At 70.3% G+C, this 25,856-nt stretch carries 19 protein-coding genes and 1 pseudogene; 9 read left to right on the forward strand and 11 right to left on the reverse strand.

The genetic code is table 11. The features are described 5' to 3' along the window. The first annotated feature begins 715 nt into the window (after positions 1 to 715). Positions 716 to 1,150: a VOC family protein gene (locus tag ACFV0T_RS10925; protein ID WP_385776770.1), complete on the forward strand. Its 435-nt coding sequence runs from the start codon at positions 716 to 718 to the stop codon at positions 1,148 to 1,150. Between the two features lie 30 nt (positions 1,151 to 1,180). Here ACFV0T_RS10925 and ACFV0T_RS10930 read toward each other — a convergent pair. Beyond that, positions 1,181 to 1,583 (reverse strand): annotated as a pseudogene (locus tag ACFV0T_RS10930) (IS5/IS1182 family transposase); the annotation flags it as partial. Positions 1,584 to 1,744: 161 nt separating this feature from the next. Here ACFV0T_RS10930 and ACFV0T_RS10935 point away from each other — a divergent pair. Genes ACFV0T_RS10935 through ACFV0T_RS10945 form a run of 3 tightly spaced genes read left to right on the forward strand, consistent with a single transcriptional unit; the run spans position 1,745 to position 5,504 of the window. After that, positions 1,745 to 3,538, forward strand: coding sequence for an FAD-dependent oxidoreductase (locus ACFV0T_RS10935; RefSeq protein WP_385776773.1), 1,794 nt, complete (start codon positions 1,745 to 1,747; stop codon positions 3,536 to 3,538). A gap of 2 nt (positions 3,539 to 3,540) precedes the next feature. After that, a complete protein-coding gene (locus ACFV0T_RS10940) occupies positions 3,541 to 4,596 on the forward strand; it encodes a maleylacetate reductase (RefSeq protein WP_385776776.1) in 1,056 nt (351 codons plus the stop codon). Beyond that, on the forward strand, positions 4,593 to 5,504 hold the full coding sequence (locus ACFV0T_RS10945) for an intradiol ring-cleavage dioxygenase (RefSeq protein WP_385776778.1): 912 nt from the start codon (positions 4,593 to 4,595) through the stop codon (positions 5,502 to 5,504). The genes ACFV0T_RS10940 and ACFV0T_RS10945 overlap by 4 nt, the downstream gene beginning before the upstream one ends. Before the next feature lie 43 nt (positions 5,505 to 5,547). Here ACFV0T_RS10945 and ACFV0T_RS10950 read toward each other — a convergent pair whose 3' ends face one another. Together ACFV0T_RS10950 and ACFV0T_RS10955 are read right to left on the reverse strand one after the other, a co-directional pair. Continuing rightward, positions 5,548 to 6,486, reverse strand: a complete 939-nt coding sequence (locus ACFV0T_RS10950) for a helix-turn-helix domain-containing protein (RefSeq protein WP_385776780.1) — start codon at positions 6,484 to 6,486, stop codon at positions 5,548 to 5,550. Continuing rightward, a complete protein-coding gene (locus tag ACFV0T_RS10955; protein ID WP_385776782.1) occupies positions 6,483 to 7,406 on the reverse strand; it encodes a LysR substrate-binding domain-containing protein in 924 nt (307 codons plus the stop codon). Before ACFV0T_RS10955 ends, ACFV0T_RS10950 begins: the two co-directional genes overlap by 4 nt. A gap of 82 nt (positions 7,407 to 7,488) precedes the next feature. Between ACFV0T_RS10955 and ACFV0T_RS10960 the strand changes: the two genes are divergently transcribed. Genes ACFV0T_RS10960 through ACFV0T_RS10970 form a run of 3 tightly spaced genes read left to right on the forward strand, consistent with a single transcriptional unit; the run spans position 7,489 to position 10,024 of the window. Further along, positions 7,489 to 8,691: a thiolase family protein gene (locus ACFV0T_RS10960; RefSeq protein WP_385776784.1), complete on the forward strand. Its 1,203-nt coding sequence runs from the start codon at positions 7,489 to 7,491 to the stop codon at positions 8,689 to 8,691. Beyond that, positions 8,688 to 9,359 (forward strand): 3-oxoacid CoA-transferase subunit A, encoded by a 672-nt coding sequence (locus ACFV0T_RS10965; RefSeq protein ID WP_385776786.1) that lies wholly within the window; start codon positions 8,688 to 8,690, stop codon positions 9,357 to 9,359. The genes ACFV0T_RS10960 and ACFV0T_RS10965 overlap by 4 nt, the downstream gene beginning before the upstream one ends. After that, on the forward strand, positions 9,356 to 10,024 hold the full coding sequence (locus ACFV0T_RS10970) for a 3-oxoacid CoA-transferase subunit B (RefSeq protein WP_385776788.1): 669 nt from the start codon (positions 9,356 to 9,358) through the stop codon (positions 10,022 to 10,024). The genes ACFV0T_RS10965 and ACFV0T_RS10970 overlap by 4 nt, the downstream gene beginning before the upstream one ends. Positions 10,025 to 10,383: 359 nt before the next feature. Here the strand turns inward: ACFV0T_RS10970 and ACFV0T_RS10975 are convergent, their stop codons facing one another. From ACFV0T_RS10975 to ACFV0T_RS11005, 7 genes are all read right to left on the reverse strand, one after another. Further along, positions 10,384 to 10,518, reverse strand: a complete 135-nt coding sequence (locus ACFV0T_RS10975; RefSeq protein ID WP_385776790.1) for a hypothetical protein — start codon at positions 10,516 to 10,518, stop codon at positions 10,384 to 10,386. A 1,594-nt stretch (positions 10,519 to 12,112) separates the two neighbouring features. Continuing rightward, positions 12,113 to 13,354, reverse strand: a complete 1,242-nt coding sequence (locus ACFV0T_RS10980) for a cytochrome P450 (protein ID WP_385776792.1) — start codon at positions 13,352 to 13,354, stop codon at positions 12,113 to 12,115. Next, positions 13,351 to 14,562 carry a cytochrome P450 gene (locus tag ACFV0T_RS10985; RefSeq protein WP_385776794.1) on the reverse strand — a complete coding sequence of 404 codons (1,212 nt, stop codon included), beginning with the start codon at positions 14,560 to 14,562 and terminating at the stop codon, positions 13,351 to 13,353. Before ACFV0T_RS10985 ends, ACFV0T_RS10980 begins: the two co-directional genes overlap by 4 nt. Beyond that, positions 14,559 to 15,152 carry an ATP/GTP-binding protein gene (locus tag ACFV0T_RS10990; RefSeq protein ID WP_385776796.1) on the reverse strand — a complete coding sequence of 198 codons (594 nt, stop codon included), beginning with the start codon at positions 15,150 to 15,152 and terminating at the stop codon, positions 14,559 to 14,561. The genes ACFV0T_RS10985 and ACFV0T_RS10990 overlap by 4 nt, the downstream gene beginning before the upstream one ends. After that, positions 15,130 to 15,483, reverse strand: coding sequence for a DUF742 domain-containing protein (locus ACFV0T_RS10995; RefSeq protein WP_385776798.1), 354 nt, complete (start codon positions 15,481 to 15,483; stop codon positions 15,130 to 15,132). The genes ACFV0T_RS10990 and ACFV0T_RS10995 overlap by 23 nt, the downstream gene beginning before the upstream one ends. Beyond that, positions 15,480 to 15,893, reverse strand: coding sequence for a roadblock/LC7 domain-containing protein (locus ACFV0T_RS11000; protein WP_385776800.1), 414 nt, complete (start codon positions 15,891 to 15,893; stop codon positions 15,480 to 15,482). Before ACFV0T_RS11000 ends, ACFV0T_RS10995 begins: the two co-directional genes overlap by 4 nt. A gap of 16 nt (positions 15,894 to 15,909) precedes the next feature. Beyond that, entirely contained in the window at positions 15,910 to 17,172 is a 1,263-nt protein-coding gene (locus ACFV0T_RS11005; protein WP_385776802.1) for an ATP-binding protein, read from the reverse strand. A gap of 705 nt (positions 17,173 to 17,877) precedes the next feature. On the opposite strand from ACFV0T_RS11005, the gene ACFV0T_RS11010 reads away from it, so the two are divergent. Further along, positions 17,878 to 18,618, forward strand: a complete 741-nt coding sequence (locus tag ACFV0T_RS11010; protein WP_385776804.1) for a TetR family transcriptional regulator — start codon at positions 17,878 to 17,880, stop codon at positions 18,616 to 18,618. A 319-nt stretch (positions 18,619 to 18,937) separates the two neighbouring features. After that, positions 18,938 to 22,783, forward strand: a complete 3,846-nt coding sequence (locus ACFV0T_RS11015; protein ID WP_385776806.1) for a S8 family serine peptidase — start codon at positions 18,938 to 18,940, stop codon at positions 22,781 to 22,783. Between the two features lie 263 nt (positions 22,784 to 23,046). Here the strand turns inward: ACFV0T_RS11015 and ACFV0T_RS11020 are convergent, their stop codons facing one another. Beyond that, on the reverse strand, positions 23,047 to 25,485 hold the full coding sequence (locus ACFV0T_RS11020; RefSeq protein ID WP_385776808.1) for a SpoIIE family protein phosphatase: 2,439 nt from the start codon (positions 25,483 to 25,485) through the stop codon (positions 23,047 to 23,049). Positions 25,486 to 25,856 lie beyond the last annotated feature (371 nt).

Consider the following 25,856-nt stretch of genomic DNA (forward strand, 5'->3'; position numbering starts at 1 on the left):
CCGGATGGTCTGCCGCCTTGCCGCCGCCATGACCCCGGCGGCCCGGATCAGCGGCCCTGCGACGCAAGAGAGGCATCCCGACCGGGCTTGTGATGTCGGCTTGTTCCCATGTCGCCCCGGGGTCGTGGTGGGGCCGACCTGCCGAAAGGGCCGCCTACGCGGCGCCTGTTCCCTGATTTTGGTAGGAGGCGACCCTGGTGGCTACCAGGGTGCCGTTGGCGGTCGGGTCCTGCGGCACGGGAGGCGTCGAACGGTGCGTCGAACTTGATCACTTGGTTCGGTAACCGGCATACACGGAGGCGGCCCTCGGCTGAACCTGTGCTCCGACCAAGGAACACACACGTTCAGCACGATGGCCGTGAGGATGCGTCTGCTGCTGCATCGCGACGCCTGCTCGGAGGCATGGGCGCAACTGTCCCGCTTCCGGGGCGAGTCCTACTCCTGCCCGGCCTCCTCTTCGGACGCGTGGTTCGAGCCGGTCGACGCCGTCCTGTGCAGCGACGGGTCGGTGAGTTCGCCGGCCGAGCTGTCGCCGGCCGGCGAACACCGCCGAGGCCGGCGGTCTGGTCCGGAACGGTGGCCGACGCCTTGGAGGCGTCCGGTTCACCCCCTGCGACCACATGACACGGCAGCGGTCGGCAGGGGCCGTCCTCCCGGCAACATGCGGATCCGCACCGGGAATTGAGTGACACAGTCCCCCTGCTATGGTGCGCCGATGTCATCGATCAAGAAGTTCCAAGTCACCTTCGACTGCGCAGAACCTGAGCGCGTCGCGCGCTTCTGGTGCGAGGTATTGGGGTACGTCGTACCGCCGCCACCGGAGGGGTTCGCCACTTGGGGCGATTTCGATCGCTCTCTGGCACCTGAGCGGCAGGGTTCATCGTTCGCCTGCGGTGATCCCTCAGGCGTGGGCCCGCGACTGTATTTCCAGCGCGTTCCCGAAGGCAAGGTCGTCAAGAATCGGGTTCATCTTGACGTGCGGGTCGGTACCGGGCTCGTGGGTGAAGAGCGCCTCGCCACACTCGAAGCCGAGTGCGCGCGACTGGTCGCGCTCGGCGCTGTACGCGTGCGACTGCTGCTTGCCGATGACGACAACGAGTCGTGCATCGTGATGCAGGACATCGAGGGCAACGAGTTCTGTCTCGACTGAGCATCCTCCGAGACGGCGAGGTGGGGAGCCGGAGGCGTCGTGCTCCTCCTTCCCGGCAGGAGGTTCGGTCTTGCCACGTTCGCGGCGGTGCGGGATGACCAGGCCGGTGCCCCGGCAGACGCCGTCCGGGATGACCGTGGTCCGGCCGACGGCGGACTTCGTACGGGGCAGTTCCCACGCCGCGCAGTCGTTGCCGGTAACCGGTCGGCGGCGACGGCGGCGACGACGCGTCGGATGTCGGCGTCGATGACGACCTGGTGGTCGGCCGAGTACGGGTAGTTCTTCGGCTGCGCGGCAACCGTGTGATCCCGGTCGGGACCAGAGTGCCGCCGACGATCGGCACGGCGTCCGTTCCGAACCGCTTGCGGGGCTGGAGCGCAAGCGACAGCCCGAGGTGGCCGACGATGCGGTCGGCGGCCGACGAGAAGCGACCAGCGACGGCCGTGCAGCCCAGCGTGCGCCCCCTCGTCTTCGTGGATCCGCCATCTCTTGGTGTTCCCGCCGACCTCGCAGCCTTGCCGTTCCGTGTTCGCCGGGGCGGTCTCACACTGGCGTCGTCGGCAACGATGCCGGATCGAGGAAAGGCCCCACACGATGCCCATATTCAGCGACGGGATCCCGCAGACCGAACTGCCGGCCGACTCGATCGTCACGACCGATGTCGTCGTCGTCGGTTCCGGTCCCGCCGGAGCCTCAGCCGCGCTGCTGCTGTCGACGCTCGGTGTAGGCACCATCATGATCACGAAGTACCGGTGGACGGCCAACACCCCCCGCGCGCACATCACCAACCAGCGGTCCATGGAGGTCTTTCGCGATCTCGGCATCGAGGACCAGGTGCTGGCGGACGCCACCGAACACGGCCTGGTCGGCGACACCGTCTTCTGCACCAGCATCGCCGGTGAGGAGATCGGCCGGATCCACACCTGGGGCACCCGCGCCGACCGGGAGGCCGACTACCGTCTCGCGTCCCCCTGCCTGACCGTGGACATCCCGCAGACCTACCTCGAGCCGATCCTGGTGCGCAACGCGGCCGCACGCGGCGCCCAGACCCGGTTCTCCTCCGAGTACCTCTCCCACACCCAGGACGCGGACGGCGTCACCGTCCAGGTACTGGACCGGCTCACCGGGCAGCAGTACAGCATTCGCGCCAAGTACCTGATCGGCGCGGACGGCGCCCGTTCGAAGGTGGCCGCGGACATCGGACTGCCCTTCGAAGGCGCCATGGACATCGCGGGGTCGATGAACATCACGTTCAAGGCCGACATCACCCGTTTCGTCTCGCACCGGCCGTCGGTCCTGTACTGGGTCATCCAGCCGGGCTCGAACGTGGGCGGCATCGGCGCCGGGCTGGTGCGCATGGTGCGCCCCTGGAACGAGTGGCTGGTCGTGTGGGGCTACGACATCGCCGAGCAGCCCCCGGTCGTCGACGAGCAGGCCGCCGTGCAGATCGTGCGCAGCCTGCTGGGCATGCCGGAGCTCGAGGTGGAGATCACCGGTACCAGCCTGTGGGGCAACAACGAGATGTACGCGACCCGGCTGCACGAGGGGCGGGTGTTCTGCGCGGGCGACGCCGTTCACCGGCACCCGCCGAGCAACGGCCTGGGATCCAACACCTCGGTCCAGGACGCCTACAACCTCGCCTGGAAGATCGCAGCCGTGCTCAAGGGACACGCGGGCCCCGACCTGCTGGAGACCTACACCACGGAGCGGGCGCCCGTCGCGGAGCGCATCGTCAAGCGGGCCAACAAGTCCAGCCGCGAGTTCGTCGACATCTTCAAGGCGCTGGGTGTCCTCGACGCCAAGAGCGAGGCCGAGATGGCGGCCGCCATCGAGGAGCGCAAGGACAACACCCCCGCCGGCGCCGCCAAGCGGGACGCCCTGGTGCGCGCGATGGACCTGAAGAACTACGAGTTCAACGCCCACGGTGTCGAACTCGGCCAGCACTACACCTCGAGTGCTGTCGTCTCCGACGGCACCGAACGGCCCGCCCCGGCGCGTGACGCCGATCTCTACTACGAGATGTCCACCGTTCCCGGCGCACGCCTGCCGCACGCCTGGGTCGGCGACAGCGCGCATCGGCACGCCCTCATGGACCTGGCCCCCTACGACGGCTGGACCCTGCTCACGGGTATCGCGGGCGAGGCGTGGGAGGACGCGGCCGCGAAGGTCGGCAAGGCCCTCGGTATCCCTCTCACGGCCGTCGTCATCGGCCCCGGCCGCGAAGTGACCGACCTCTACTATGACTGGGCCAAGCTGCGCGAGATCGATGAGAGCGGTGTGCTGCTGGTGCGGCCCGACAAGCACATCGCCTGGCGGGCTATGAGCCTGCCGGAGAACCCCGAAGACGAGCTGCGACGGGCCCTGCTCGCGATCCTGGGAAGGGACTAGCCATGCGGTTCGTTCACGACACGCTGCCGCAGCGGGTGCGGTTCGCTTCGGACGGGGCCGCGGAGGGGCTCGCCGCCGAAGTCGCCGCGCTCGGTGCGCGGCGGGTGATGGTGATCGCGGGAACGTCCGAGCAGGAGCCGGCCGCCCGGGTCACCGCCGGGCTGCCCGTGGTCCACCGCCACGACGACGTCGTCATGCACGTGCCCCTCGAGGTCGCGCAGCGGGCGCGAGCCGCTGCCGCCGAGCGCGACGTCGACGCCCTGGTCAGTGTCGGTGGCGGTTCGACCACCGGCCTCGCCAAGGCGGTCGCGCTCACCACGGGGCTGCCGATCATCGCGGTACCCACCACCTACGCCGGCTCCGAGGCCACCGCCGTGTGGGGGCTGACCGACAACTCGGTCAAGACCACCGGTACGGACCCGAAGGTCCTGCCGCGCGCGATCGTCTACGACGCCGCACTGACGCTCTCGCTGCCCGTCGAGCTGAGTGTCGCTTCGGGCCTGAACGCGCTGGCGCACTGCGTGGACTCGCTGTGGGCCCCGCGGGCCGACCCCATCAACCAGGCTCTGGCCGTCGAGGGCGCCCGGGCACTGCGCGCGGGCCTGCCGCTGGTCGCCGCGGCGCCGGCCGGTATGGACGGCCGGGAACAGGCGCTGTACGGCGCGTATCTGTCCGCGTCGGCGTTCGCGTCCGCGGGTTCCGGTCTGCACCACAAGATCTGTCATGTGCTGGGCGGCATGTTCAACCTGCCGCACGCCCAGACGCACGCCGTCGTTCTCCCGCATGTCCTCGCCTTCAACGCGCCCGGCGTGCCGGAGGTCGAGCGGCGCCTGGCCGTGGCCCTCGACGCTCCCACCGCCGACGAAGGGCTGGCACGGCTGCGCGAGCGGCTGAACGCCCCGCACTCGCTGCGGGAGCTCGGAATGCCGTCCGACGGCATCGCCGAAGCCGCCAAGGCCGTCGTCGCCGCTGCCCCGGCCGGTAATCCGCGGCCAGTCACTCTCGACGCGATCACCGAGCTCCTCCGCACGGCTTGGGAAGGGACCGACCCCCGATGACCGACAGCCTCGACACCCCCGGTGTCCCCGTTCCGGCCGACCAGCAGGAGCGGGAAGCCGAGATCACCCGCCGGGTGCTCGAATCCTTCGGTGACTGCACCGACCCCCGGCTACGGCAGGTGATGCAGGCACTGGTCCGGCACCTGCACTCCTTCGTGAGGGAGGTCCGCCTCACCGAGCAGGAGTGGGACGCGGGGATCGAGTTCCTCACCCGCGCCGGTCACATCACCGACGAGCGCCGTCAGGAATTCATCCTGCTGTCGGACGTGCTGGGCCTCTCCATGCAGACCGTCGCCGTCAACAACGAGGCATACGGTGATGCCACCGAAGCCACCGTCTTCGGCCCGTTCTTCGTAGAGAACAGTCCCGAGATCGAACTCGGCGGAGACATCGCCTTCGGCGCGGCGGGAGACCCCTGCTGGGTGGAAGGAACTGTCACGGACACCGCGGGGAAGCCGGTCCCCGGAGCGCGGATCGAGGTGTGGGAGGCGGACGAGGACGGCTTCTACGACACCCAGTACGGCGACGACCGGATGGCGGCGCGGGCCCACCTGTTCACCGATTCCGAGGGCCGCTACCGCTTCTGGGGTCTGACGCCGACTCCGTATCCCATCCCTCACGACGGGCCGGTGGGACAGCTGCTGGCGGCGACCGGCCGCTCTCCGATGCGGGCCTCGCACCTGCATTTCATGGTCGGCGGCCCCGCCCTGCGCACGCTGGTCACGCACATCTTCGTCCGGGGTGACGAGTTCCTCGACAGTGACTCGGTGTTCGGGGTGAAGGAGTCACTCGTCAAGGACTTCCGGACGCAGCCGGCGGGTACGCCGACGCCGGACGGACGCGACCTCGGCGACAGGTCGTGGTCCCGGGTGCGCTTCGACATCGTGCTGGCACCCGACGGCACCTGAGCTGACCGCCTGTCCGGGCCGTGGAGGACGTCTGCGGCCCGGCTCAGGCCCTTGCCCGCGCCTCGCGCAGCACATCGGTGGCCCGTAGCCCGAAACGCTCCTTGAACCGGTGCGAGAAGTGGGCGGCCGACGCGAACCCGCAACGCGCGGCCACCTCGGCGACGGTCGTCGCTCCGCCCTCCCGCAGCAACGACCGGGCACGCTCGAGGCGACGCAGGAGCAGATACCGCGGAACGCTCGAGCCGCCCGAGGCGAACACGCGGGACAGATGGCGTTCGCTGATCCCGATGCCCTGGGCGATGCGGGTCGCGGAGAGACCCGCGTCGGCCAGGTGTTCGTCGATGTACGCCTTGGCGACAGCCAGGTGGACCGTGGACAGGGAGGGCGCGCGGCCGGTCACCACACAACCGAGCAGGTCCAGCAGGGTGTCCTCGTCCAGGCCCACGGAGGAATCCCGGCGCAGTGCCCGGGCGACCAGCGTGGCCAGGGTCCTGGTCTGGACGAGTCCGTCGTCGACGACCAGTGGCTGTCGCAACGACATCGGCCCCCCCAGATCACGCCACACCGTGTGGGGGACCTTGACCGCGAGTTCCTCCAGGCCGTGCGAGAAACCACGCATGAAGGGCAGGTCCGCGTCGCAGACCAGCAGCTGTCCCGGATGCAGCAGCCGGACACCGTCGTCGTGGTAGAAGAACGCGTCGCCGGCCAGGTTGAGGTAGCACGCGACGGCGTCCGAGGGCACTCGGCGGATCTCCGCCTGGGGCCGTTCCACGACGTGGGGGCTGCCGAGGACCCGGGCCACGTGCACCCTGGGAAGCTGCAGGTTGATCTCTGTCGCGTCCAGGGCGCCGTCCTGGAGGGAACGGCAGCGCAGCCCGATCAGGGTTTCGGCATTGTGCTCTTCCCACAGGGCGATGCGTTCGGCCTCGGGAAGGCCGACGGTGCTGAAGCGCACCGCAGCGCCTGTCGTCCCGCTCTTCATCCCTCCAGGGTAGAGGTCCGGCTCTCGCGGTGCTCCAGGTCGTCGACGCATTTTTTGATCACCGAGGCGACCTGCTCGGTCGCGGGGGTGCCGCGACCGGCTCGGCCGGCGAGGACCAGTTCGACGGACTCGCTCTCGGTGATCGGGACGTAGGCCACGCTGCTGAGGCGGAGGCTCTGTACGGACTCGGGAACGAGGGCGACGCCGTGTCCGGCCGCCACGAAGACGACCAGGGTGGCGGTCTCGCCGACCTCCATCAGCGACGCGGGCTGGAATCCGGCCCTTCGGCACGCGGCCAGGACCCAGTCGTACATGGAGGAGCGGGACCGGGACGGGTGGATGACGAAGGGTTCGCCGGCCAGGGCCTTGAGCGAGATGCGCTGCCGGCCCGCCAGGGGATGGTGCGACGGCAGCACGGCCACCAGGGATTCGGAGCGCAGTGGTGTGGTGCGGATGTCCTCCCGCTCCACCGGGCCACGCAGGAGCGCGAGGTCGTAGGTGCCGGCCAGCAGGCCGTCGACCAGGTCGGGGGTGAGGAGCTCGCCCCGCAGGTCCATGGTGATCTTGGGCAGCTGTGCCCGCACGGTACGTGCGACCTGCGGCAGTACGTCGTAGGTGGCCGTACCGATGAAGCCGATGGAGACTCGGCCGGCGTGACCGGTGGCCAGTTCCCTCATGTGCAGCCGGGCCCGTTCCTCCTCCGTGACCAGGGCGCGTGCGTGCTCGACGAGCTGATGACCGGCTTCGGTCAGCGCCACGTGCCTGGTGGAACGGGTGAACAGCGCCGTCCCCAGGTCCTTCTCCAGCTGTTTGATCTGCTGGGAGAGGGCCGGCTGCGCCACGTGCAGGCGGGCGGCCGCACGTCCGAAATGGCATTCCTCGGCCAGTGCCAGGAAGTACCGGATCTGCCGTAGTTCCATGGCACCATCCTATAAGGCTCCCTTATCAATCCATCGCGATTAGGTCTTGGACGTACTGAAGTGCGGCTCCTACGGTGGCGGTATGACCGACAGCTATCTCTACACGGCAGCGCGAACACCTTTCGGCCGGTTCGCGGGCGCTCTCGCCCACGTCCGGCCCGACGACCTCGCGGCCCAGGCCATCACCGGGACACTGGCCAGGACGCCCGAGCTGGATCCGGCGGAGATCGGCGACGTCGTCTGGGGAAACGCCAACGGCGCCGGTGAGGACAACCGCAACGTCGGCAGGATGGCCGTTCTGCTCGCGGGACTCCCGACCTCGGTACCCGCCACGACCGTCAATCGTCTGTGCGGATCATCCCTGGACGCCGCCCTCATCGCCTCGCGCGCCATCGAGACCGGCGACGCGGACATCGTCCTCACCGGCGGGGTCGAGTCGATGACCCGGGCACCCTGGGTCCTGCCCAAGCCTGAGCGCGGTTTCGCCCCGGGGGACATGACCGCGGTGTCCACCACGCTCGGCTGGCGCCTGGTCAACGAGCGCATGCCCAAGGAGTGGACGGTCTCCCTGGGGGAGGCGAACGAGCAGCTGGTCGACCGCTTCGCCATCTCCCGGGAGCGCCAGGACGAATTCGCCGTCCGTTCCCACCGTCTCGCCGACGACGCCTGGAACGCCGGCTTCTACGACGATCTGATCATTCCCGTCGAGGGCCGTGACGGCGTCGCTGTGCGGCGGGACGAGGGCATCCGCCCCGGATCCACCACCGAGAAGCTCGCCACACTCAAGGCGGCCTTCCGTACCGGCGGTGTGATCACGGCAGGCAACTCCTCACCACTGAACGACGGCGCCTCGGCGGTGCTGTTCGGTTCGGGCTCCGCCGCGGCACGCATCGGCATCGATCCCGTCGCCCGCGTCGCGGGCCGCGGCGTGGCCGCGGTGGACCCGCAGATGTTCGGTTACGCCCCCGTCGAGGCCGTGAACAGGGCGCTGAAGCGCGCGGGCATCTCCTGGTCGGATGTCGCCGCCGTCGAGCTCAACGAGGCTTTCGCCGTGCAGGCGCTGGCGTGCGTCGACGCCTGGGACATCGACCCGCGGATCGTCAACGCCAAGGGCGGTGCCATAGCGCTCGGCCACCCGCTGGGCGCCTCCGGTGGCAGGCTTCTCGGTACTCTGGCCCGCCGGCTGCAGGAGTCGCAGCAGCGATGGGGCGTCGCGGCCATCTGCATCGGGGTCGGCCAGGCACTCGCCGTGGTCCTGGAGAACGTGTCCGGGAGCGGTCGATGACCGCGCGGATGTGCACCAGCCCGGACGAGGCGGTCGCCGGCGTCCAGGACGGCTCGACGGTACTCGTCGGTGGATTCGGCATGGCCGGTATGCCGGTGGCCCTGATCGACGCCCTGATCCGGCAGGGGGCCACGGACCTCACCGTCGTCTCCAACAACGCCGGAAACGGCGACACGGGCCTCGCCGCACTGCTGGCCAAGGGCCGGGTCCGCAAGGTGATCTGCTCCTTCCCCCGCCAGGCCGACTCATGGGTGTTCGACAACCTCTACAGGGCGGGCAGGATCGAGCTCGAAGTGGTCCCCCAGGGCAATCTGGCGGAGCGGCTGAGGGCGGCCGGAGCGGGCATCGGCGCCTTCTTCTGCCCCACCGGCGCCGGCACTCTGCTCGCCGAGGGCAAGGAGGTACGCGTGATCAACGGCCGTAGTCATGTACTGGAATACCCCATCAGCGGAGACGTCGCACTGATCGGTGCCCACCGGGCCGACGGCATGGGCAATCTCGTCTACCGCAAGACCGCCAGGAACTTCGGCCCCGTCATGGCCACCGCGGCCACCACGGTGGTCGCCCAGGTCCGCGAGATCGTCGAGACCGGCGCGATCGACCCGGAGACGGTCGTGACACCCGGCATCTTCGTCGACCGTGTGGTGCAGGTGGCTGATCACTCATGAACCAGACCTCTCCCACGAACGCACAAGGCCCGCTGAGCAAGCACGACATCGCCGCCCTGGTGGCTCGTGACATCCCACACGGTGCCTTCGTCAACCTGGGCATCGGCCAGCCGACCCTTGTCGCCGACCATTTGTCCCCCGGCTCCGGCGTCGTCCTGCACACCGAGAACGGCATGCTCAACATGGGCCCCGCGGCGAAGGAGGGCCAGGTCGACCCGGACCTGACCAACGCCGGCAAGGTTCCCGTCACCGAACTGCCCGGAGCCGCCTACTTCCACCACGCCGACTCCTTCGCCATGATGCGCGGCGGACACCTGGACATCTGTGTCCTCGGCGCGTTCCAGGTCTCCGCGCACGGAGACCTGGCCAACTGGCACACGGGCGCGCCCGACGCCATCCCGGCGGTGGGCGGGGCCATGGACCTGGCGATCGGAGCGAAGCAGGTCTTCGTCATGATGGACCTCTTCACCAAGGACGGAACGCCCAAGCTGGTACGCGAGTGCACCTACCCGCTCACCGGACTCGCCTGCGTGAACCGCGTCTACACGGACCTGGCGGTGTTCGACATCACCCCGCGCGGCGTCAGCGTGCGGCAGACCTTCGGCATCGACGTGCCCGAACTCGAGGATCGTCTGGACCTCCGCTTCCTCGCCGAGGACGCCTGAACCCGGCGGTCGTGCGCGGCGGATGGCCGCCTTCCCGCAGTTACGGGTGGAAGCCACGGAGGCCGGGTTCACACTCGACGAACCGGAAGCCGGTACCTCTCGATCACCACGAAGGTGCCGGCTTCCGGTCTGCCCTGCGTCATGAGACGGATCTCGTGTGGTGCGTCTGAGCTCTTGAACGGTGCCGTCGGCCGGTCGGCTCAGGAGCCGAGAAAGAACATCCCGCACGTGCCCGACCGTTCGAAGACCGCTCCGGCGGCCTTGTCGACCTGAGCTCGCGTCCCAGGCCTGCGCGGAGGGCTCGCTCCGACAGGCGTACGTGGCTCGCGGCCGGCCCCGCTGTGCCAGTCCGGCCCTGCCTACCAGATCAGGCACCAGTAGTCGCCGTAGTGACCGATGCCGATCTGACCACCCTGGGGGACCAGGCTCGGGTCAGGCTGTCGCACGGCCGCCATCGAGCACACCGGGTCGCCGACGACTCCGGCAGCCGCCATCCGTCGAGCGGCGGCGACCGCCGCAGAGGACGTGACCCAGGTCGTCGTCTCCGCTCCGTCGCCGGTGATCGGCGGCGTCGGAGTGACCGGCTTCGTCGGAGTGACCGGCTTCGTCGGCGCGGTGGGTGGCTTCGGCGTGGTCGATCGGGCGGGAGGCGGTGCGCTCGAACGGGTGGGAGAGGGTTCGGCTGTTCTGGTGGAAGTTGGTGCGGCCGTTCGGGTGGGGGAGGGAGCGGCTGTTCGGGTGGGGGTTGGTGCGGCTGTTCGGATGGGGGTTGGCGGGGCCGTTCGGGTGGGGGAGGGCGCCGCTGTTCGGGCGGGGGTGGGTGCGCCTGTTCGGGTGGGTGTTGGCGGGGCCGTTGGAGTGGGGGTGGGCTTGGTGGTTCGGGTGGGGGATGGTGGGGCCGTTTGGGTGCGGGGTGGTGCCGCTGTGCGGGTGGGCGTGGGTGCGGCTGTTCGGGTGGGGGTTGGCGGGGTCGTGCGGGTGGGGTGCGGTGCGGCTGTTCCGGTGGGGGTTGGTTCGGCCGTGCGGGTGGGTGCGGCTGTTCGGGTGGGGGTTGGCGCGGCCGTTCGGGTGGGGCGCGGTGCGGCTGTTCCGGTGGGGGTTGGTTCGGCCGTGCGGGTGGGGTGCGGTGCGGCTGTGCGGGTGGGGGTCGGTTCGGCCGTCCGGGAAGGGTGCGGCGCGGCTGTGGACGGGCTCGGTCGTGTGGTCGTCGACGACGCCGACGGCCGGGGCGAAGTCGTCGGCGGCCGCGGCGCAGTCGACGACGGTATGGGCTCCGCGGTCTGGGGCCGCGTCGCACTCGGCGTGTGCCCGGCCGACGGAGCGGCCGTTGTCCGGGGCGAAGCCGGCGGAACGACCGGTGGGACGGGTCGGACGCCGGGCGGGGTGGGCGGAACGTGGGGTGACGCCGGTTGCCGGTTCGTCGGCGTCGACCGGGGCGTCCCCGTGCCTGTGGGTGTACGTGCCGACGAGCCCGACGGCTTCGGCTCAGGCTTTCGGGAAGGCAGCGGACTGATCGACGGCAGGGACAGGATTCCCGAGCGCGACGGTGTCGGGCGGGGTGTGCCGCCTTCGTCGGACGACACCAGTGCCCAGATCCCGAAGCCGCCCCCCAGGACGAGCGCTGCCGCGCCGCCCGTGATCCATGGGGCCTTTCGCGATGGGCGCCGGTGCCGATTCATGATTCTCACTGTCCAACCGATCGCCGACGGCCTCAACCGGGATCCCGCCTCGGCTTCCCGCGCCGAACCCGGTCACCGTTCCGCGCTGTCGACAGCGCGGAACAGGTGTGGGCCGGCGCGGCGGACTGTGCCGGAGCGGTCGGGCCGGGGAGGGGTTCGCGGTGACCGGCCTGGTCGACGTGGCACAGGTGAGTGGCGAGGCGGTGGCCAGGGCCCGGGAGGCCGGGGCGTGCGGCGCGGGCCAGGTGGGAGCGGCCTCCACTCGCGTCGGCCTGGCCGCCGAGCGGCCCGGCACGCATGACGGCGCCGGACGGGTCGGACTCGGCAAGCGGCGGGGACCGCCTGGAGGCCAGGGTCGGGGCGAGAGCGGTGGTGGTGACCGGAGGACTTCGCGGAGACGCCCTCGGTGTCAGGTGGCTGCCGGGCGGAGTCGTACGGGCAGGGCCTGGTGGCCGTTGCTGATGAGGGAGCTCAGCGGGATCAGCGCGCCGGGGTCGTCGGCGAGGGCGATCTCGGGGAAGCGCTCGAACAGGCCGCGCAGGACGGTGATGACTTCCAGTCGGGCCAGCGGGGCTCCGAGGCAGAAGTGGACGCCGTGGCCGAAGGCGAGATGCTCGCGGTCGGCGCGGTGGATGTCGAAGGTACCGGCGGTCGGGCCGTGCCAGGCGGGGTGGACGTTGGCGGCGCCGATGGAGACGAGGAGGGCGTCGCCCTGGGCGATGACCTGACCGTCGTCCAGGGGGATGTCGGTGACCGCGTACCGCAGGGGCACGTGGGTGACGGGCGGTTCCAGGCGGAGTGTCTCCTCGACGGCGTCGCTCCAGTTCGCGCGGCCCGCGCGGATGTCGTCCAGCTGCTCGGGGTGGGTGAGCAGGAGGCTGATGGCTTGGTCGATGACGCCGACGGTGGTCTCGTATCCGGCGCTGATCATCAGCACGAGCGTGCCGTGCAGTTCGGCTTCGGTCAGCCCCTTGCCGTCGCCGTCGTTGTCGCGGACGGTGATGAGGTGTGAGGTGAGGTCCTCGCCTGGCGCGGCCCGCTTGGCGGTCACCAGGTGGCCGATGACTTCGTACAGGGCGGCTGCGTTCTTGGCTGCGGCGTCCGCGGTGAGGGTGGTGTCGAAGACGCCGTCGACCACGGCGCGGAAGGAGTCCATCTGGTCGGCGGAGATGCCGAGGAGGTGGCCGATGACGGCGATCGGGACCGGGTAGGCGAGGCGTTCGCGCAGGTCGACTGTCTCGCCGGCCGGGTAGGTGTCGAGGTGGTCGAGGACGCGGGTGACGACGTTCTCCACGACGTCGTCGAGGGCCGCGATCCGGCGGGCGGAGAAAGCGGGCGCGATCATCCGCCGTAGCCGGCGGTGGTCGGGGCCGTAGGCGGTGAACATGTTCTCGACCGCGATCCACAGCGCGGCCGGCCAGGTCTTGATGACGTCGGCGAAGGGCGGCCAGTGCGCGCGGCCGTCCTTGGACACGTCGGGGCTGGTCAGCAGCCTCTTGATCAGGTCAGGGCTGGACAGCGCGTGGGCCTGCACGCCCAGGACGTCGACCAGGGCGGCGGGGCCGCGAGCGTGCAGTTGCCGGTGCTCGGAGCGCCGGTCGGCGCCGGTGGGGTCGAGGACGAAGGGCTTCTCGCTGCTGGAGTGAGTCATCGGGGTCCTGAGTCTCGAATGACGGCAGGGAAGGTCACGGGGAGGCGGGTGAGGGCCCGGTGGAAGGGCCCGGGGCGCCAGGTCAGCTGGTGTGCCGGGCACGCGAGCGTCATCGTGGGCAGCGCGTCCAGGATGTGGGTGATGGTGGTTTCGGCGATGAGGTAGGCGATCGGTCGGGCGGGGCAGGCGTGCGGACCGGTGCTCCAGGCCAGGTGCGCGCGGTCGCCGGAGGCGCTTCCCGCCCCGCCCAGGGCGGGGTCGTTGTTGCAGCCGGCCATGGAGATGACGACCGGCTCGCGGGCAGGCAGGAGGTAGCCGTCGATCTCCACCGGGTACGGCGGATAGCTGAAGCAGTAGTTGGCCAGGGGCGGGTCCCGGTAGAGGACGATGTCCAGGGCCTCGCGTACGGACGCGCCGCCGGCGTGGACGTCGCCGGAGACCACGGGGTCGGTCAGCAGCTTGAGGAGCGCGTTGGTGATCAGGTTGACCACGGGCTCGATGCCCGCCCCGTACAGGGTGACGACCTGGTGGCTCATCTCCGTGTCGCTGAGCCGTGCGGGGTGTTCGAGGAGCCGCGAGGTGATGTCGTATCCGGGCCGCTGCCGCTTGAGCGTGACGAGATCGGCGACTGCCCGGCCCAGGGTGATGTTGCCGCGTACGGCGTTCACGCCGTCGAACAGTTCGAGCATGCCCTCGGCGATGCGCTGCCCGATGTCGTCGGGGCAGCCCAGGAGGTCGGACAAGGCCTGGAAGGTGACCTGCTGGGCGTATTGGTTCAGCAGATCGGCCCGACCGTCGGCGAGGAACTGCTCGATGGCGCGGTCGCAGACCCGCTCGACGAGTGTCCGCAGCCAGTGCTGGTTGACCGTCTGCAGGGCGCTGACGTTCGCGCCCCGGTACCGGGCGTGTTCCTGTCCTTGGGAGCGGATCGCGTTGGGCCGCCACTCCAGCATCGGCTTGACCGGGCAGGTGTCGGGCACCGAGTCCTGCCACTGCCGCGGATCGGCCGGGAAACGGTCCGGGTCATTGAGGATGCGCACGGCCTGGGCGTAGCCGATGACGAGCGTCGCGGGCACGCCCGGGGTCAGCTCGACGGGGACCAGGGGGCCGTAGAGGGAGCGCATCTGAGCGTAGGCACGGTGCGGGTCGGCGGCGAAGTCCTCACTCCACAGGGGGACATGGGAGGAGGAGAGCAGTGGGTGCGTCACGGCTGGAGCTCCAGGTGGGATGAGGACAGGTGCTCGATGAGGTCGATGAGAGCGGTCAGCGAGGAGACCCGGTCGCGGGCGTCGCACTCGGTGAGCGGCACGTCGTCGGCCAGTGCGAGGGCCCGGCGGATCTCTTCCACCGCATACCTGGGCGCGGCGTCGAAGAGGTTGACCGCGACGCCGTAGGGCACGCCGAGTTCCTCCACCAGGTCCAGGACCGCGTGGGAGTCGTCCAGGCTGCGGGTGTCGACCAGGACGAGCACGCACAGCGCGCCCTCGGTCAGGCTCTTCCACAGCCAGCGCCAGCGGGCCTGCCCCGGGGTGCCGAACACGTACAGCACGAGGTCGTCGTTGATGTGGACGCGCCCGAAGTCCATCGCGACGGTCGTGGTGGACTTCGCCGGAGTGCGGCGCAGGTCGTCCACGCCGGTGCTGGCCTCGGTGATCTGCTCGTCCATGCGCAGCGGCTCGACCTCGGAGACGGACTCCACCAAGGTGGTCTTGCCCACCCCGAACCCACCTGCGATGACGATCTTCGCTGACCGTGTGGCGGTCGTCGGGGCCGGGTCAGAGCTTTGCGCGGAGACCACGCAGCACCTCCTGCAGGATGTTGATGGCGGGCTGGTCGGAGCGGGCACTGATCGGGGTGTCCAGGTGGCGGCTGTCGATCAGGTCGGCCACGAGGATGCGGGCCGTGGACAAGGGCAGGTCCAAAGCCGCGGCGATGTCGGCGACCGCGAGCGCGCCCCGCACGCCGCCGACCAGGTCCAGCACCCGGCGTGCGTCCTGGGACAGCGCGCCGGACGGGACGGTCGCGGCGCGCACCAGGGTCTCCAGCCGGACGGTCGCCGGCGCGCGGTCCCGCCCACCGGTACGGACGAACGGCCGCACCAGGTCGGGGTCGCGCTGCGGACCGATCATGGCCGCCGGTCGGCGATGCTCATGTGCTCACCCAGGCGCCTGGCGAGCATCTCCATCTGCCCGGCGATGGTGGCGACATCGGCGTCCGGTCCGGCCGTCTCCACCAGCAGCAGCATGTTGACCCCGGCCTGACCGAGCAGGCAGAGATGGTTCTCCAGTTCCATCAGTACCTGCCGGCACCCGCCGCCCTCGGAGACGGCGCCGTACTCCCGGGCGATCGCGAGCAGTCCCGAGCCCATGGCCGCGCGCTTCTCCGCCGACTCCTGCGCCAGCGACCGGGTGCGGGAGTGCAGCAGGCCGTCGGCACTGATCAGCACCGCGTGCCGCACGTCACGGAGGCTGCCCAGCTGCTCGTCGAGGAGCCATCCGAGAGCATTGGCGTGGCTGGTGGTGTTCGTGAAACGGTCCATGATCACGGTTCCCTCGTCAGTTGTCGTCGCCGGCGTCGCGGCGTCCCTGGCCGATCCCCTGCGCCCAGGCCGCAGCCACGCTCGCCCGGCCCGGCCGGACCGATTCGTGCTCGTCCCACCCGGCTTCGGCGGGCGCGCCCTGCGCGGCCGGGTGACGTGGCCTGCGCACCGTCAGGCCGTTCTCGGTGGTGGCCGCCGGTCCGGACGCCTGCGCCACCGGCCCAGCGGAGACGTCCTCCAGCGTTGTCAGGATCGGCTTCGGCAGAAACAGCAAAGCCCGGGTCCCGTGCTGGCTGTTGGGCGCCTGTACGTCGGCCTGGAATCCGTAGGCCTTGCCCAGTGCCGCCACCACCCGGAAGCCGACGCGCGGCTGCGCCTCCAGCGCGATGTCGGCCTCCTGCGCGGCCGCCAGCACGTCACGGCCTTCCTTCAACTGCTCCGGGCTCATGCAGATCCCGGCGTCGTCGATCGTCACCGTCACCCCGTGGTAGCCCTCGTTGAGGCGGACCTCCACTCGCGCGGTCGGCGGTGAGTAGCGCAAGGAGTTGTCGAGGAGCAACGCGAGCGCATGGATGACCGGGCCCACGGCCCTCGCGGTCACCGCGACACGGCACTCCTCGTGCACGATCCGCTCGAAACCGTCGAGGTAGCCCATCGCCGCCCGCACCACGTCGGTCAGCGACGAGTCCGGCCACCGCCGCGACAACTTCCCCCCGCTGAGGATCAGGTAGGACTGGGCCGCGAGCAGCAGCTGCTGAGACTGCCGGTCGATCGCCATCAGCGACGCGTACACCTCGTCGGCGGCGTGCTCGCGAACCGCGGTACTGACCTGCCGGTTCAGCCGGGACGCGACGGCGACCATAGAGGAGGCGACGCCACGTACCACTGCCCGGGTCGCTTCCTGGGCTGCCGCATGCGCCTCGGCGACCCGCGCGCCGGCGCTCTCGGCTTCCTCGGCGCGGACCTGCTCGACGGCGTAACCCAGCCCCTGCGCCACCGCCGTGAGCCGCTCGGCCAGGGCGGTGCCCTCCAGCGGGTCCGGTACCAGCCCCGGAAATCGCATGCGGGTCGCGGGGACCGTCCGAGCCGCGACGCCCGGCACGATCTCGTCGGCCAGGCGGCCGAGGGCGACCGCCACCGCTTCCAGCTCCGCGGCGCCGGCGTCCCGCTCCCGGGCTGCCTCTGTCCCCGCTCGCTCGTGCTGTTTCGCGCTGCGCCGGTAGTACACCGCCGCCGCCACGGACGCCGCGAGCGGCACTCCCGTGGCACCTGCCTGCATCCAAAGGCTCATCCGCGTCCTCTCGTCGGTCTCAGGCCGCCGTGACGTCGACCGCCCAGGCCCTGTCTGCGAACCCCGATAACAGACCAGTAGGTCTCCCAAGATCGAGTGTCACCGGGCAGCGAGGTGTGCAGCCAGGTCTCACGAACACGGGGCTCAACAGGCGCACAGGCCAGTAATTCCGGGGGAGATCACATGTGCGCCGACTGCAGCCCAGCGCACTGCTCGGCCGGTGCCGAGTCCCGCGAACTTCGCCGGAGAGACCATCTGGTCTGTCCTCGTGAGGCATATAGTTTGTGACTCAAGTCACTTTGAGGTCAAGCTCAGTGCAACCACAACAGCACCGAGAGCCACTGTTGTTACCGGATCCGGACATCCGAGGCTGCGGGGAGGTGACGCCAGTCCATGAACGCGGCCGGACAGAGGCCGCAGAGTGCGCCAAGGCGCCCATCGGCCGGCCACTGCTCGCCTGCAGCACCTGCGCCGACCGCGGAAGCCGCGACTTTTCGGGCTGGTGGAGCGAGGCCCAACTCCCCACTCCGGCCCCAGGCCTGGAAGGATGCCAGGGCGATCTTGAGCAGGTCGTGCTGCGCGACGCCCTGCTCTGATCCCGGGACACCCTCGGCCCTGCCGCGACGAGGGCACCGGCAAGTGCCGTACGCACGGCGGGCATTGCCGCGGCAGACGACGAAAGGGTGGGTGGCGGTGGCAGATCGCGAGCAGCCGGAACCGTCGGCCGCGGAACGGGCCAGGACGACGCGGCAGAGAATCCTCGACGCGGCCGGCCGCGAGTTCGAGACGACGGGATACGGAGGAGCGTCCGTCAACCGCATCATCGCCGCCGCGGGCGCCACTAAAGGCGCCTTCTACCACCACTTCGCATCCAAGCAGCACTTGGCGACGACGCTCCTGAGGGAAACACTCGAGGTCGCCCTGCCGCCCCATGACCTCGCTCTCCAGGTGATCGTCGACACCGGCATGGTCCTGGCCTACCGCATCACCCGCGAGCCGGCCCTGCGAGCAGCCCTGCGCCTGTCCGTCGCCTACAGCGCGCCCACCACCTACGGCACCCCGTGGCCCGACTGGATTCGCCTGAACCAGCAACAGTTGAACGACGCCAAAGAGGCGGGAGAGCTGGAGCCCTACGCGGACACCACCATGGCGGCGCACCAGATCGCCGGCGCGTGGGCCGGGCTCGCACTCATCACACACGCAGTCGACCAGAGCCTCGAGCACTTCGAGACCCGCGTCGGCGCGATGTACAAAAACCTGCTGACGGTCGTCGCCAAGCCCCGCTACGTCCTGCAGGTCGACTTCTCGAGAGACCGCGGCCAGCAGTTGTACGAGGCGGATACGGCTGCACCGCCCGCCGTCGAGGAGGGGATGACGTTCGAGGGCCTCGAGCCCATGGGACGCGAAGCGACGCGGTCGCCTCAGGCCGGTTGACGAAGGCGGCCCCGCGGGAGGCCGGCGTCCGGAACCTCGCTGCTCGTGGCGGAAGTTCGCGTCCTCGCGCGGTATCGCACACGTCGCCGCGCACGCGCTCGGCAGGGCTGCCTCGGGGCTGTCGCGCCGTCGGCAGTTCGACGGACTTCAGAACGCGAAGAACGCCCACGGCTGGGGTGAGACGTGAACGAGGGCGGCGTCGTGGCGCCGTTGGGACATGTCGCAGCTGTGACAGCTGAGAGGCGTGGCCTGAGCTATGTCATCGGCGGACTCTGTCAGACAACGTGTGACCGCACGCTGAACGAGAGGTGCTCGGCCGATGGCATGGATCCGCCTGACAGCGGCTATATCAACAGGAGTTCTGCTGACCACCGGGAGCGTCCAGGCCGCTTCCGCCCGGCCGTCCCAGGAGAGCGTGGCGGGGTCCGTCGTCGCACCGGGGGCCCACTCCGAGACCGTACGACTCATGACCGGAGACCGTGTGACGGTCACGCCCGCCGCGGACGGCCGCTCCATGGCGTCGGTGGAGCCGGGACCGGGCCGCGAGGGCATCGTCTTCCGCACGTACCAGGAGGACGGCGGCGACCTGACAGTGCTGCCGTCGGACGCCGCGGACCTGGTCGCCGCCGGGACGCTCGACCGGCGTCTGTTCGACGTCTCCACCCTGATCGCCCAGGGCTACGACGAGGCCGGCACGTCGGCGCTGCCCCTGATCGTCTCCGCCGATCCGCGTACTGGCGTGACCCGGACGACGGCGAGGAGCGAGAAGACGGCGGCCGCCGTCGCGGACCGGGTCGCCGCGTTCAATGAGGCGTCGGCCCCCGTACGCACGCTGGACAGCATGCACGCACGGTCGCTGCGCGTCGCGGACGACGACCTGGGCGCCTTCTGGAAGACGCTGACCCCGGGAGGCGCCGAGGGTGCCGCCCGAGCCGCCGCGACCCCGCGGGTGTGGCTGGACGGCCGGGTCTCGCCGGTGCTGGACCGCAGCACGGCGCAGATCAACGCGCCGACGGCGTGGAAGGCCGGGTACGAGGGCCAAGGCGTGAAGGTGGCCGTGCTGGACACGGGTGTGGACGCGACGCACCCGGATCTGGCGGGCCGGATCGCGCAGGCCAAGGACTTCTCGGACAGCGCGAACACCGTGGACCACTTCGGTCACGGTACGCATGTGGCGTCGATCGTCGGCGGTACGGGTGCGGCGTCCTCCGGCTCCCGCCGAGGTGTGGCGCCGAAGGCGGAGCTGCTGATCGGCAAGGTGCTGGGTGACGACGGCTTCGGTTGGGAGTCGCAGGTCATCGCCGGCATGGAGTGGGCGGCCGCGGAGCACGCCAAGGTCGTCAACATGAGCCTGGGCTCGGACCAGCCGACCGACGGCACCGACCCGATGAGCCAGGCGCTCAACACGCTGTCCGCCTCGACCGACACCCTCTTCGTGGTCGCCGCGGGCAACGCCGGCGAGAACGGCGACTCCACCATCGGTTCGCCCGGTGCGGCCGACGCCGCGCTGACCGTGGGCGCCGTGGACCGCGACGACTCCCTCGCTTCCTTCTCCAGCCGTGGCCCGCGCCTCGGTGACCAGGCCGTCAAGCCGGACGTGACCGCTCCGGGCGTCGGCATCGTCGCCGCGCGTGCCGCGGGCACGACGATGGGCGACCCGGTCGACTCCGACTACACGGCCGCGTCCGGTACGTCGATGGCGACACCGCACGTCGCCGGTGCCGTGGCGCTCCTGGCCCAGCAGCACCCCGGCTGGACCGGGCAGCAGTTGAAGGACGCGCTGATCAGCACCGCGCACACCGTGTCAGGTGAGAAGGAGACCGAGCAGGGCGGCGGCCGGATCGACATCGCCTCGGCGATGGGCCCGGTCACGGCCACCGGCAGCGTCACGCTGCCCGCTCTCCAGGTGGGCGGTGGCCGGCAGCAGTCGGCGACCCTGCACTACACCAACACCGGTGACCACGCCGTCGACCTGAAGCTGACCGTCGCCCTGGCCACCTCCGACGGTGTCGCCCTGACGGCCGGTGTCGTCACGCCCGGCGCCGGCACCGTGCACCTCGCCCCCGGCGCCTCCGCCGACGTGCCACTAAGCACCGACGCGAGGAACGCCAAGCGAGGCGCGTACTACGGCTACGCCACCGCGACCGGCGCCGACGGCACCGTGGTCGCCCACACCACGCTCTCCCTGGTCGTGCACGCGCCGCTGCACCGACTCACCGTGATCGCCCGTGACCGCGCCGGCCAGGTGCTGCCGGGCTGGCTGCCGACCATCTGGGGCCAGGACGGCTTCGTGTCGTACACCAGCGCCGAACCCGCGGTCGCCGTCGTCGAGGAGGGCACCTACCAGGTCGACTACAGCACCGTGGACAACGCGGCGGACGGCCAGGAACTGGTCGCGGTGATCAACCCGCAGGTGATGGTGGCCAAGGACACCACGGTGACGCTGGACGCCTCCAAGGTCACCGAGGTGCAGATCCGCACGCCCAAGCCCGCCGAGCAGCGCGGCATCCTCAGCTACCAGACGTACCGCAAGATCGCCGGACACGGCCTGATCCAGGGCGTGATGTTCTTCGACGTCGCCAAGCGGATCTACGTCAGCCCCACGGCCCAGGTCACCGACGGCACCTTCGAGTTCGCCTCGCGCTGGCAGATGACGGCTCCCCAGCTGCGGGCGAAGGTGTCCGGCAGCTCCACGGGCTTCACCCCGTACTACCTGGCGACCTCACCTGCCTTCGACGACCGGGGAACCCGGCTGACCGCGGTGGACGCCGGCGCGGGCACCGCCGCCGACCTCAAGGCCGCCCACGTGCGCGGGAAGCTCGCCGTCATCCGGTACGAGTTCGGCAACGACACCGAACTGGCGCAGGCCGCGGCGGCCGCCGGAGCCAAGGCGCTGATGCTGGTGATGCCGCAGGGCTTCTACCCCTGGACACGCTGGCAGCCGGACGGCGACCGCCTCCCCCTGCCCGTCATGCGGGCCGGCGCGGCGGAGGGCACCGACCTGCTCAAGCGCGCCGGACAGCGCACCACCACGGTCGACTTCTCCGGCACGGTCAAGAGCCCGTACCTGTACGACGTGATGCAGGTGTCCCAGCAGCGCGTCCCCGAGCACCTCGTGTACACGGTCACCGACCGCAACAGCGCGGTCGTTCGCGCTGCTTACGCCCGCACCGGGGCCTCGGCCTGGGGCAGCGAGCAGCGCTTCGGATGGCGGCCGTACCAGGACACCGCCTGGAACCAGTACACCCGCGACGTGCCGATGGGCCAGGAACGCGTGGAATACGTGACGGCCGGCGACACGCTGTGGCGGCACACCGTCCACCACAACACCGTCAGGGAGCGGGACCTCGAACTGGGCGTCGGTATGCGGGACGCCGCCCACACCTACAAGCCCGGACAGCACGCCACGGAGCGGTGGTTCGCGGCTCCGGTGCGCCCGTCGATCCCGCACGGGGTGCAGGGCTGGCCCGCCTCGGTGCGCAACGGCGACACCCTGTCGCTTTACGTCCCGGAGTTCGCCGACTCCGAGGCAGGCCACTGGTCGTTCGCCGAGGCCGGCGGGTTCGGCGGTGTCGGTACTCGGTCCGCTGCGGGCGACACGAGCGACGTGACCCGGGCGGAGCTGTACCGTGACGGCAAGCTCGTGGCGAAGTCCGACGACGGAGCGTGGGGCGCCTTCGAGGTCCCCGCGGGCAGGGCCGGCTACCGGCTCGACCTGACCACCGCCCGTACCTCCGCCGACTGGCAGTTCGCCACCGGCACCAAGACGTCCTGGACGTTCGCCTCGGACAGCGCGGCGACCGCCACGCTGCTGCCGCTGCTCCAGGTCGACTACGACGCGCCGGTGGACGCCCGGAACGCCGTCGGGCCGCACCGGTCGCACGCGCTGGGGCTGAGCGTGCGCCTGCCGGACGGTCTGCCGGCTCCGCGCGGAGTCACCCTCAAGGCCGAGGTGTCGTACGACGACGGCTCGACCTGGACCACGGCCCGCACGAAGCGGCTCGGCAAGGGGACGGACTTCAACGCCACAGTGGAGCGGCCGGCCTCGGTCCACCGGGACGCGTACGTGACGCTGCGGATCACCGCGACGGACAGCGCGGGCGACAGCGTCCGTCAGACGGTGGACCGCGCGTTCCTGCACCGCGGCCCCTCCGCCGGGAGGTGACGGCGGACCGAAGCGGCGACTGAACACACGGCGGGTGCCCAGGTAGTCGGATCTGGGCACCCGCCTGGCCACAGGTGAATGGACACCCTGGAGTCGATCCTGGTGTCCTGCGTCGCGAAGTGCTCGTCACCCCACCGGCCGCGACCCGATTCGCTTCCCCGCGCAGCGGCAGACGTCCTGGACCTCCCGCCCGGTCCAGCGGGCGCCGGCTTGTGGAACCTGACCTGTGTGTCCGCCTCGCGGACATCAGCGCCGATGACGAGTCACAGGTCTTGTTCGGCCCAGACCACTTTCCCTTCCGGTATCGGGCGATAGCCCCATCTGCGGGACAGTTGGGCGACCAGGAAGAGGCCGCGGCCGTTCTCATCGGTGGTGCGTGCGCGACGTAGATGTGGGGAGAAGGCGTCGTTGTCGGCCACTTCGCAGGTCAGGACTTCGTGCTGGATCAGTCGCAGCATGATGGGACCGGTGCTGTGACGGACAGCGTTGGTGACCAGTTCGCTGACGATCAGCTTCGTGGGGTCCTGAAGGCCTTCCAAGCCCCATCGGGTCAGTTGCCGGGCTGTCAGGTCCCGGGCGCTGTGGACGGCGGTCTGATCGTTGGGCAGTGTCCACGAGGTGACCTGGGTGGACCCGAGCGATCGGGTGCGAACGAGGAGCAGGGTGACGTCGTCGCAGGGCGCCTGTCTCGGGCAGGACTCGGTGGTGAGCCGGCAGAGGTCTTCCAGGGAGTGCCCCGGTTGTGCCAGGACGGTGCCGAGGTGGCGCATGCCTTCCTCGAGGTCCTGGTCGCGGGTCTCGATCAGACCGTCGGTGTACATGGCGAGCAGACTCCCTTCGGGCAGTTCCATCTCGACGGACTCGAAGCAATTCCCCAGGCCGACGCCCAAGGGCGTCCCGGGCGGAAGGTCGGGGAAGGTGACCCTGCCGTGCGGGTCGACGATCGCGGGCGGGGGGTGGCCGGCCCGCGCCATGGTGCACCGGCGGGTGAGGGGGTCGTAGACGGCGTACAGGCAGGTGGCGCCCGCGATCGCAGGTGTCTGATCCGCGGCCTCGGTGTCTTCCTCGATCAGTCGCTGGACCGTGTCGTCGAGGTGGGTCAGCAGTTCGTCGGGGGGCAGTTCCAGGTCGGCGAGCGTGCGTACGGCGGTGCGCAGCCGTCCCATGCCTGCCGCGGCGTTGATGCCGTGTCCGACCACATCGCCGACGACGAGGGCGACGCGGGCACCGGACAGCGGGATCACATCGAACCAGTCGCCTCCCACTCCGTGCTCCATGTCGGCGGGCAGGTAGCGCGAGGCCGCCTCGACGGCTGCGCCGCCCCGCAGACCGCGGGGGAGCAGGGTGCGCTGGAGCGCGAGAGCCGCAGCGTGCTGGCGCGCGTACTGGCGCGCGTTGTCCAGCGACAACGCGGCACGGCTGACGAGTTCTTCGGCCAGGAGCAGATCGCTCTCGTGGAACGGCACCGGGTTCTCCGTACGGATGAAGAGTGCCACTCCCAGCAGGGTGCGTCGAGCACGAATGGGAACGATCATCAGGGAGTGCATGCCGTATTCGTGGATCTTCTGCGCCCGAGCCGGGTCGTGGTCGGTCCATGTGCCCGGAGCGGGGTCGAGGACCGACTCGAGATGGGCTCTGCCCGTACGCAGGACGTGGGCGAACGGTGAGGCCGGCGGCACGGAGACCGGTTCGCCGTGCGCCCAGGGGGATTCCGGGGCTCCTTGGCGGACCGAGGCCAAGCCGGCACGACGCAGCTGGGGCAGGCGCTCGCCCGTCGAGCCGATGCTGACCGAAGGCCCCTCGCCGAACGGAACCGAGTGCTCCAGGTCCACGGCGACATAGTCCGCGAGCAAGGGCACGGCGAGGTCGGCCAGTTCCTGACTGGTCTGCATGACGTCCAGGGTGCCGCCGAGGCGCGTACCCGCCTCGCTCAAGATGGCGAGGCGCTCGCGCGCCTGCCGGTTGTCGGAGACGTCGACGCTGATGGTGCACACCCCCAGCGCTTGGTCGTCGGCGTCCTTGAGACAGAAGAACGAGACCGCGAGGACGCGCTCCCTGCGCGGGCTTGTCGGCAGCCACGCCCGGTACTCCTGGACCCTGGTGGTGCCGCTCTGGAGCACCTGGCGCATCACTTCTTCGATTGTTTCGGCATCGAAACCAGGCTGCGCATCGAGGGGGCCACGTCCGAGGCGTCGCTCACGGGAAATGCCGTCGTGGTGTTGCATCGTGTCGTTCACCCAAGTGCAGCGCAGCTGCCGGTCACGCACGACGATGCCGATCGGCGCACGGGTGAGGAGCGACTCCCGCATCGGTCCGCTCGCCGCGTCCCTGCCGACCGTGCCGACATCGGTCACGGACACGAGCCATCGGACCGCGCCGTCCGGACCCCGCAACATCGAGACCCGTCGACTGATATGGAGAATACGGCCGTCTCGGTCGCGCACCGCGGACGTGCCGGACCATCCCCCCTGCGAGCGGCAGCGTTCGACGTACGCCGATATCGTCGGCGCCTCCTCGGAAGGTGGTACGACGAGTGCGGCGGAGCGGCCGACCACGTCCCGCGGGGAGTATCCGACAAGGTTCTCCGCGGCCTGCGTCCACCCGACCACGGTTCCGTGGTCGTCGAGCATCGCGATCGCAGAGTCCGTCACCTCACACGTGTTCGCGTGCGCACTGAAAGCCGTCTTGCCGGTACTGGTCATCAGGGTCTGCTCCTCCGACGGGAGTGGCGATACGGGCGCGCCCGGCAGCTGCGGGAATGACTGCGACAAGGGCTGAAGGAGCGGCCCCGCGCCGCCCGTCCGCATCTCTGCAGGCGGGCGGGTGAACGCCCATATTGTGCTTTTGGAAACTTTTTATCGTTTGACCGAACGGGGCATCGGTTTGTGACGCAGGAGCGACTGATGCGCGCGGTGTCTCGAGCCGGTCCCAGGCCCGCCCCGGCCGACCGGTCGGCGGTGCGCGACGGAGGTCCGCGCAGAGCACCGGTTGGTCGGGCCGCGACATGTGCCGCCGTGATCCGGGGCGCGGTGGAGTCGGCTGCCTCGGGCGGAGCGGGGTAGTCCGTCGTGTA

The organism is Streptomyces sp. NPDC059582, assembly GCF_042735715.1.
Taxonomy (GTDB): Bacteria; Actinomycetota; Actinomycetes; order Streptomycetales; family Streptomycetaceae; genus Streptomyces.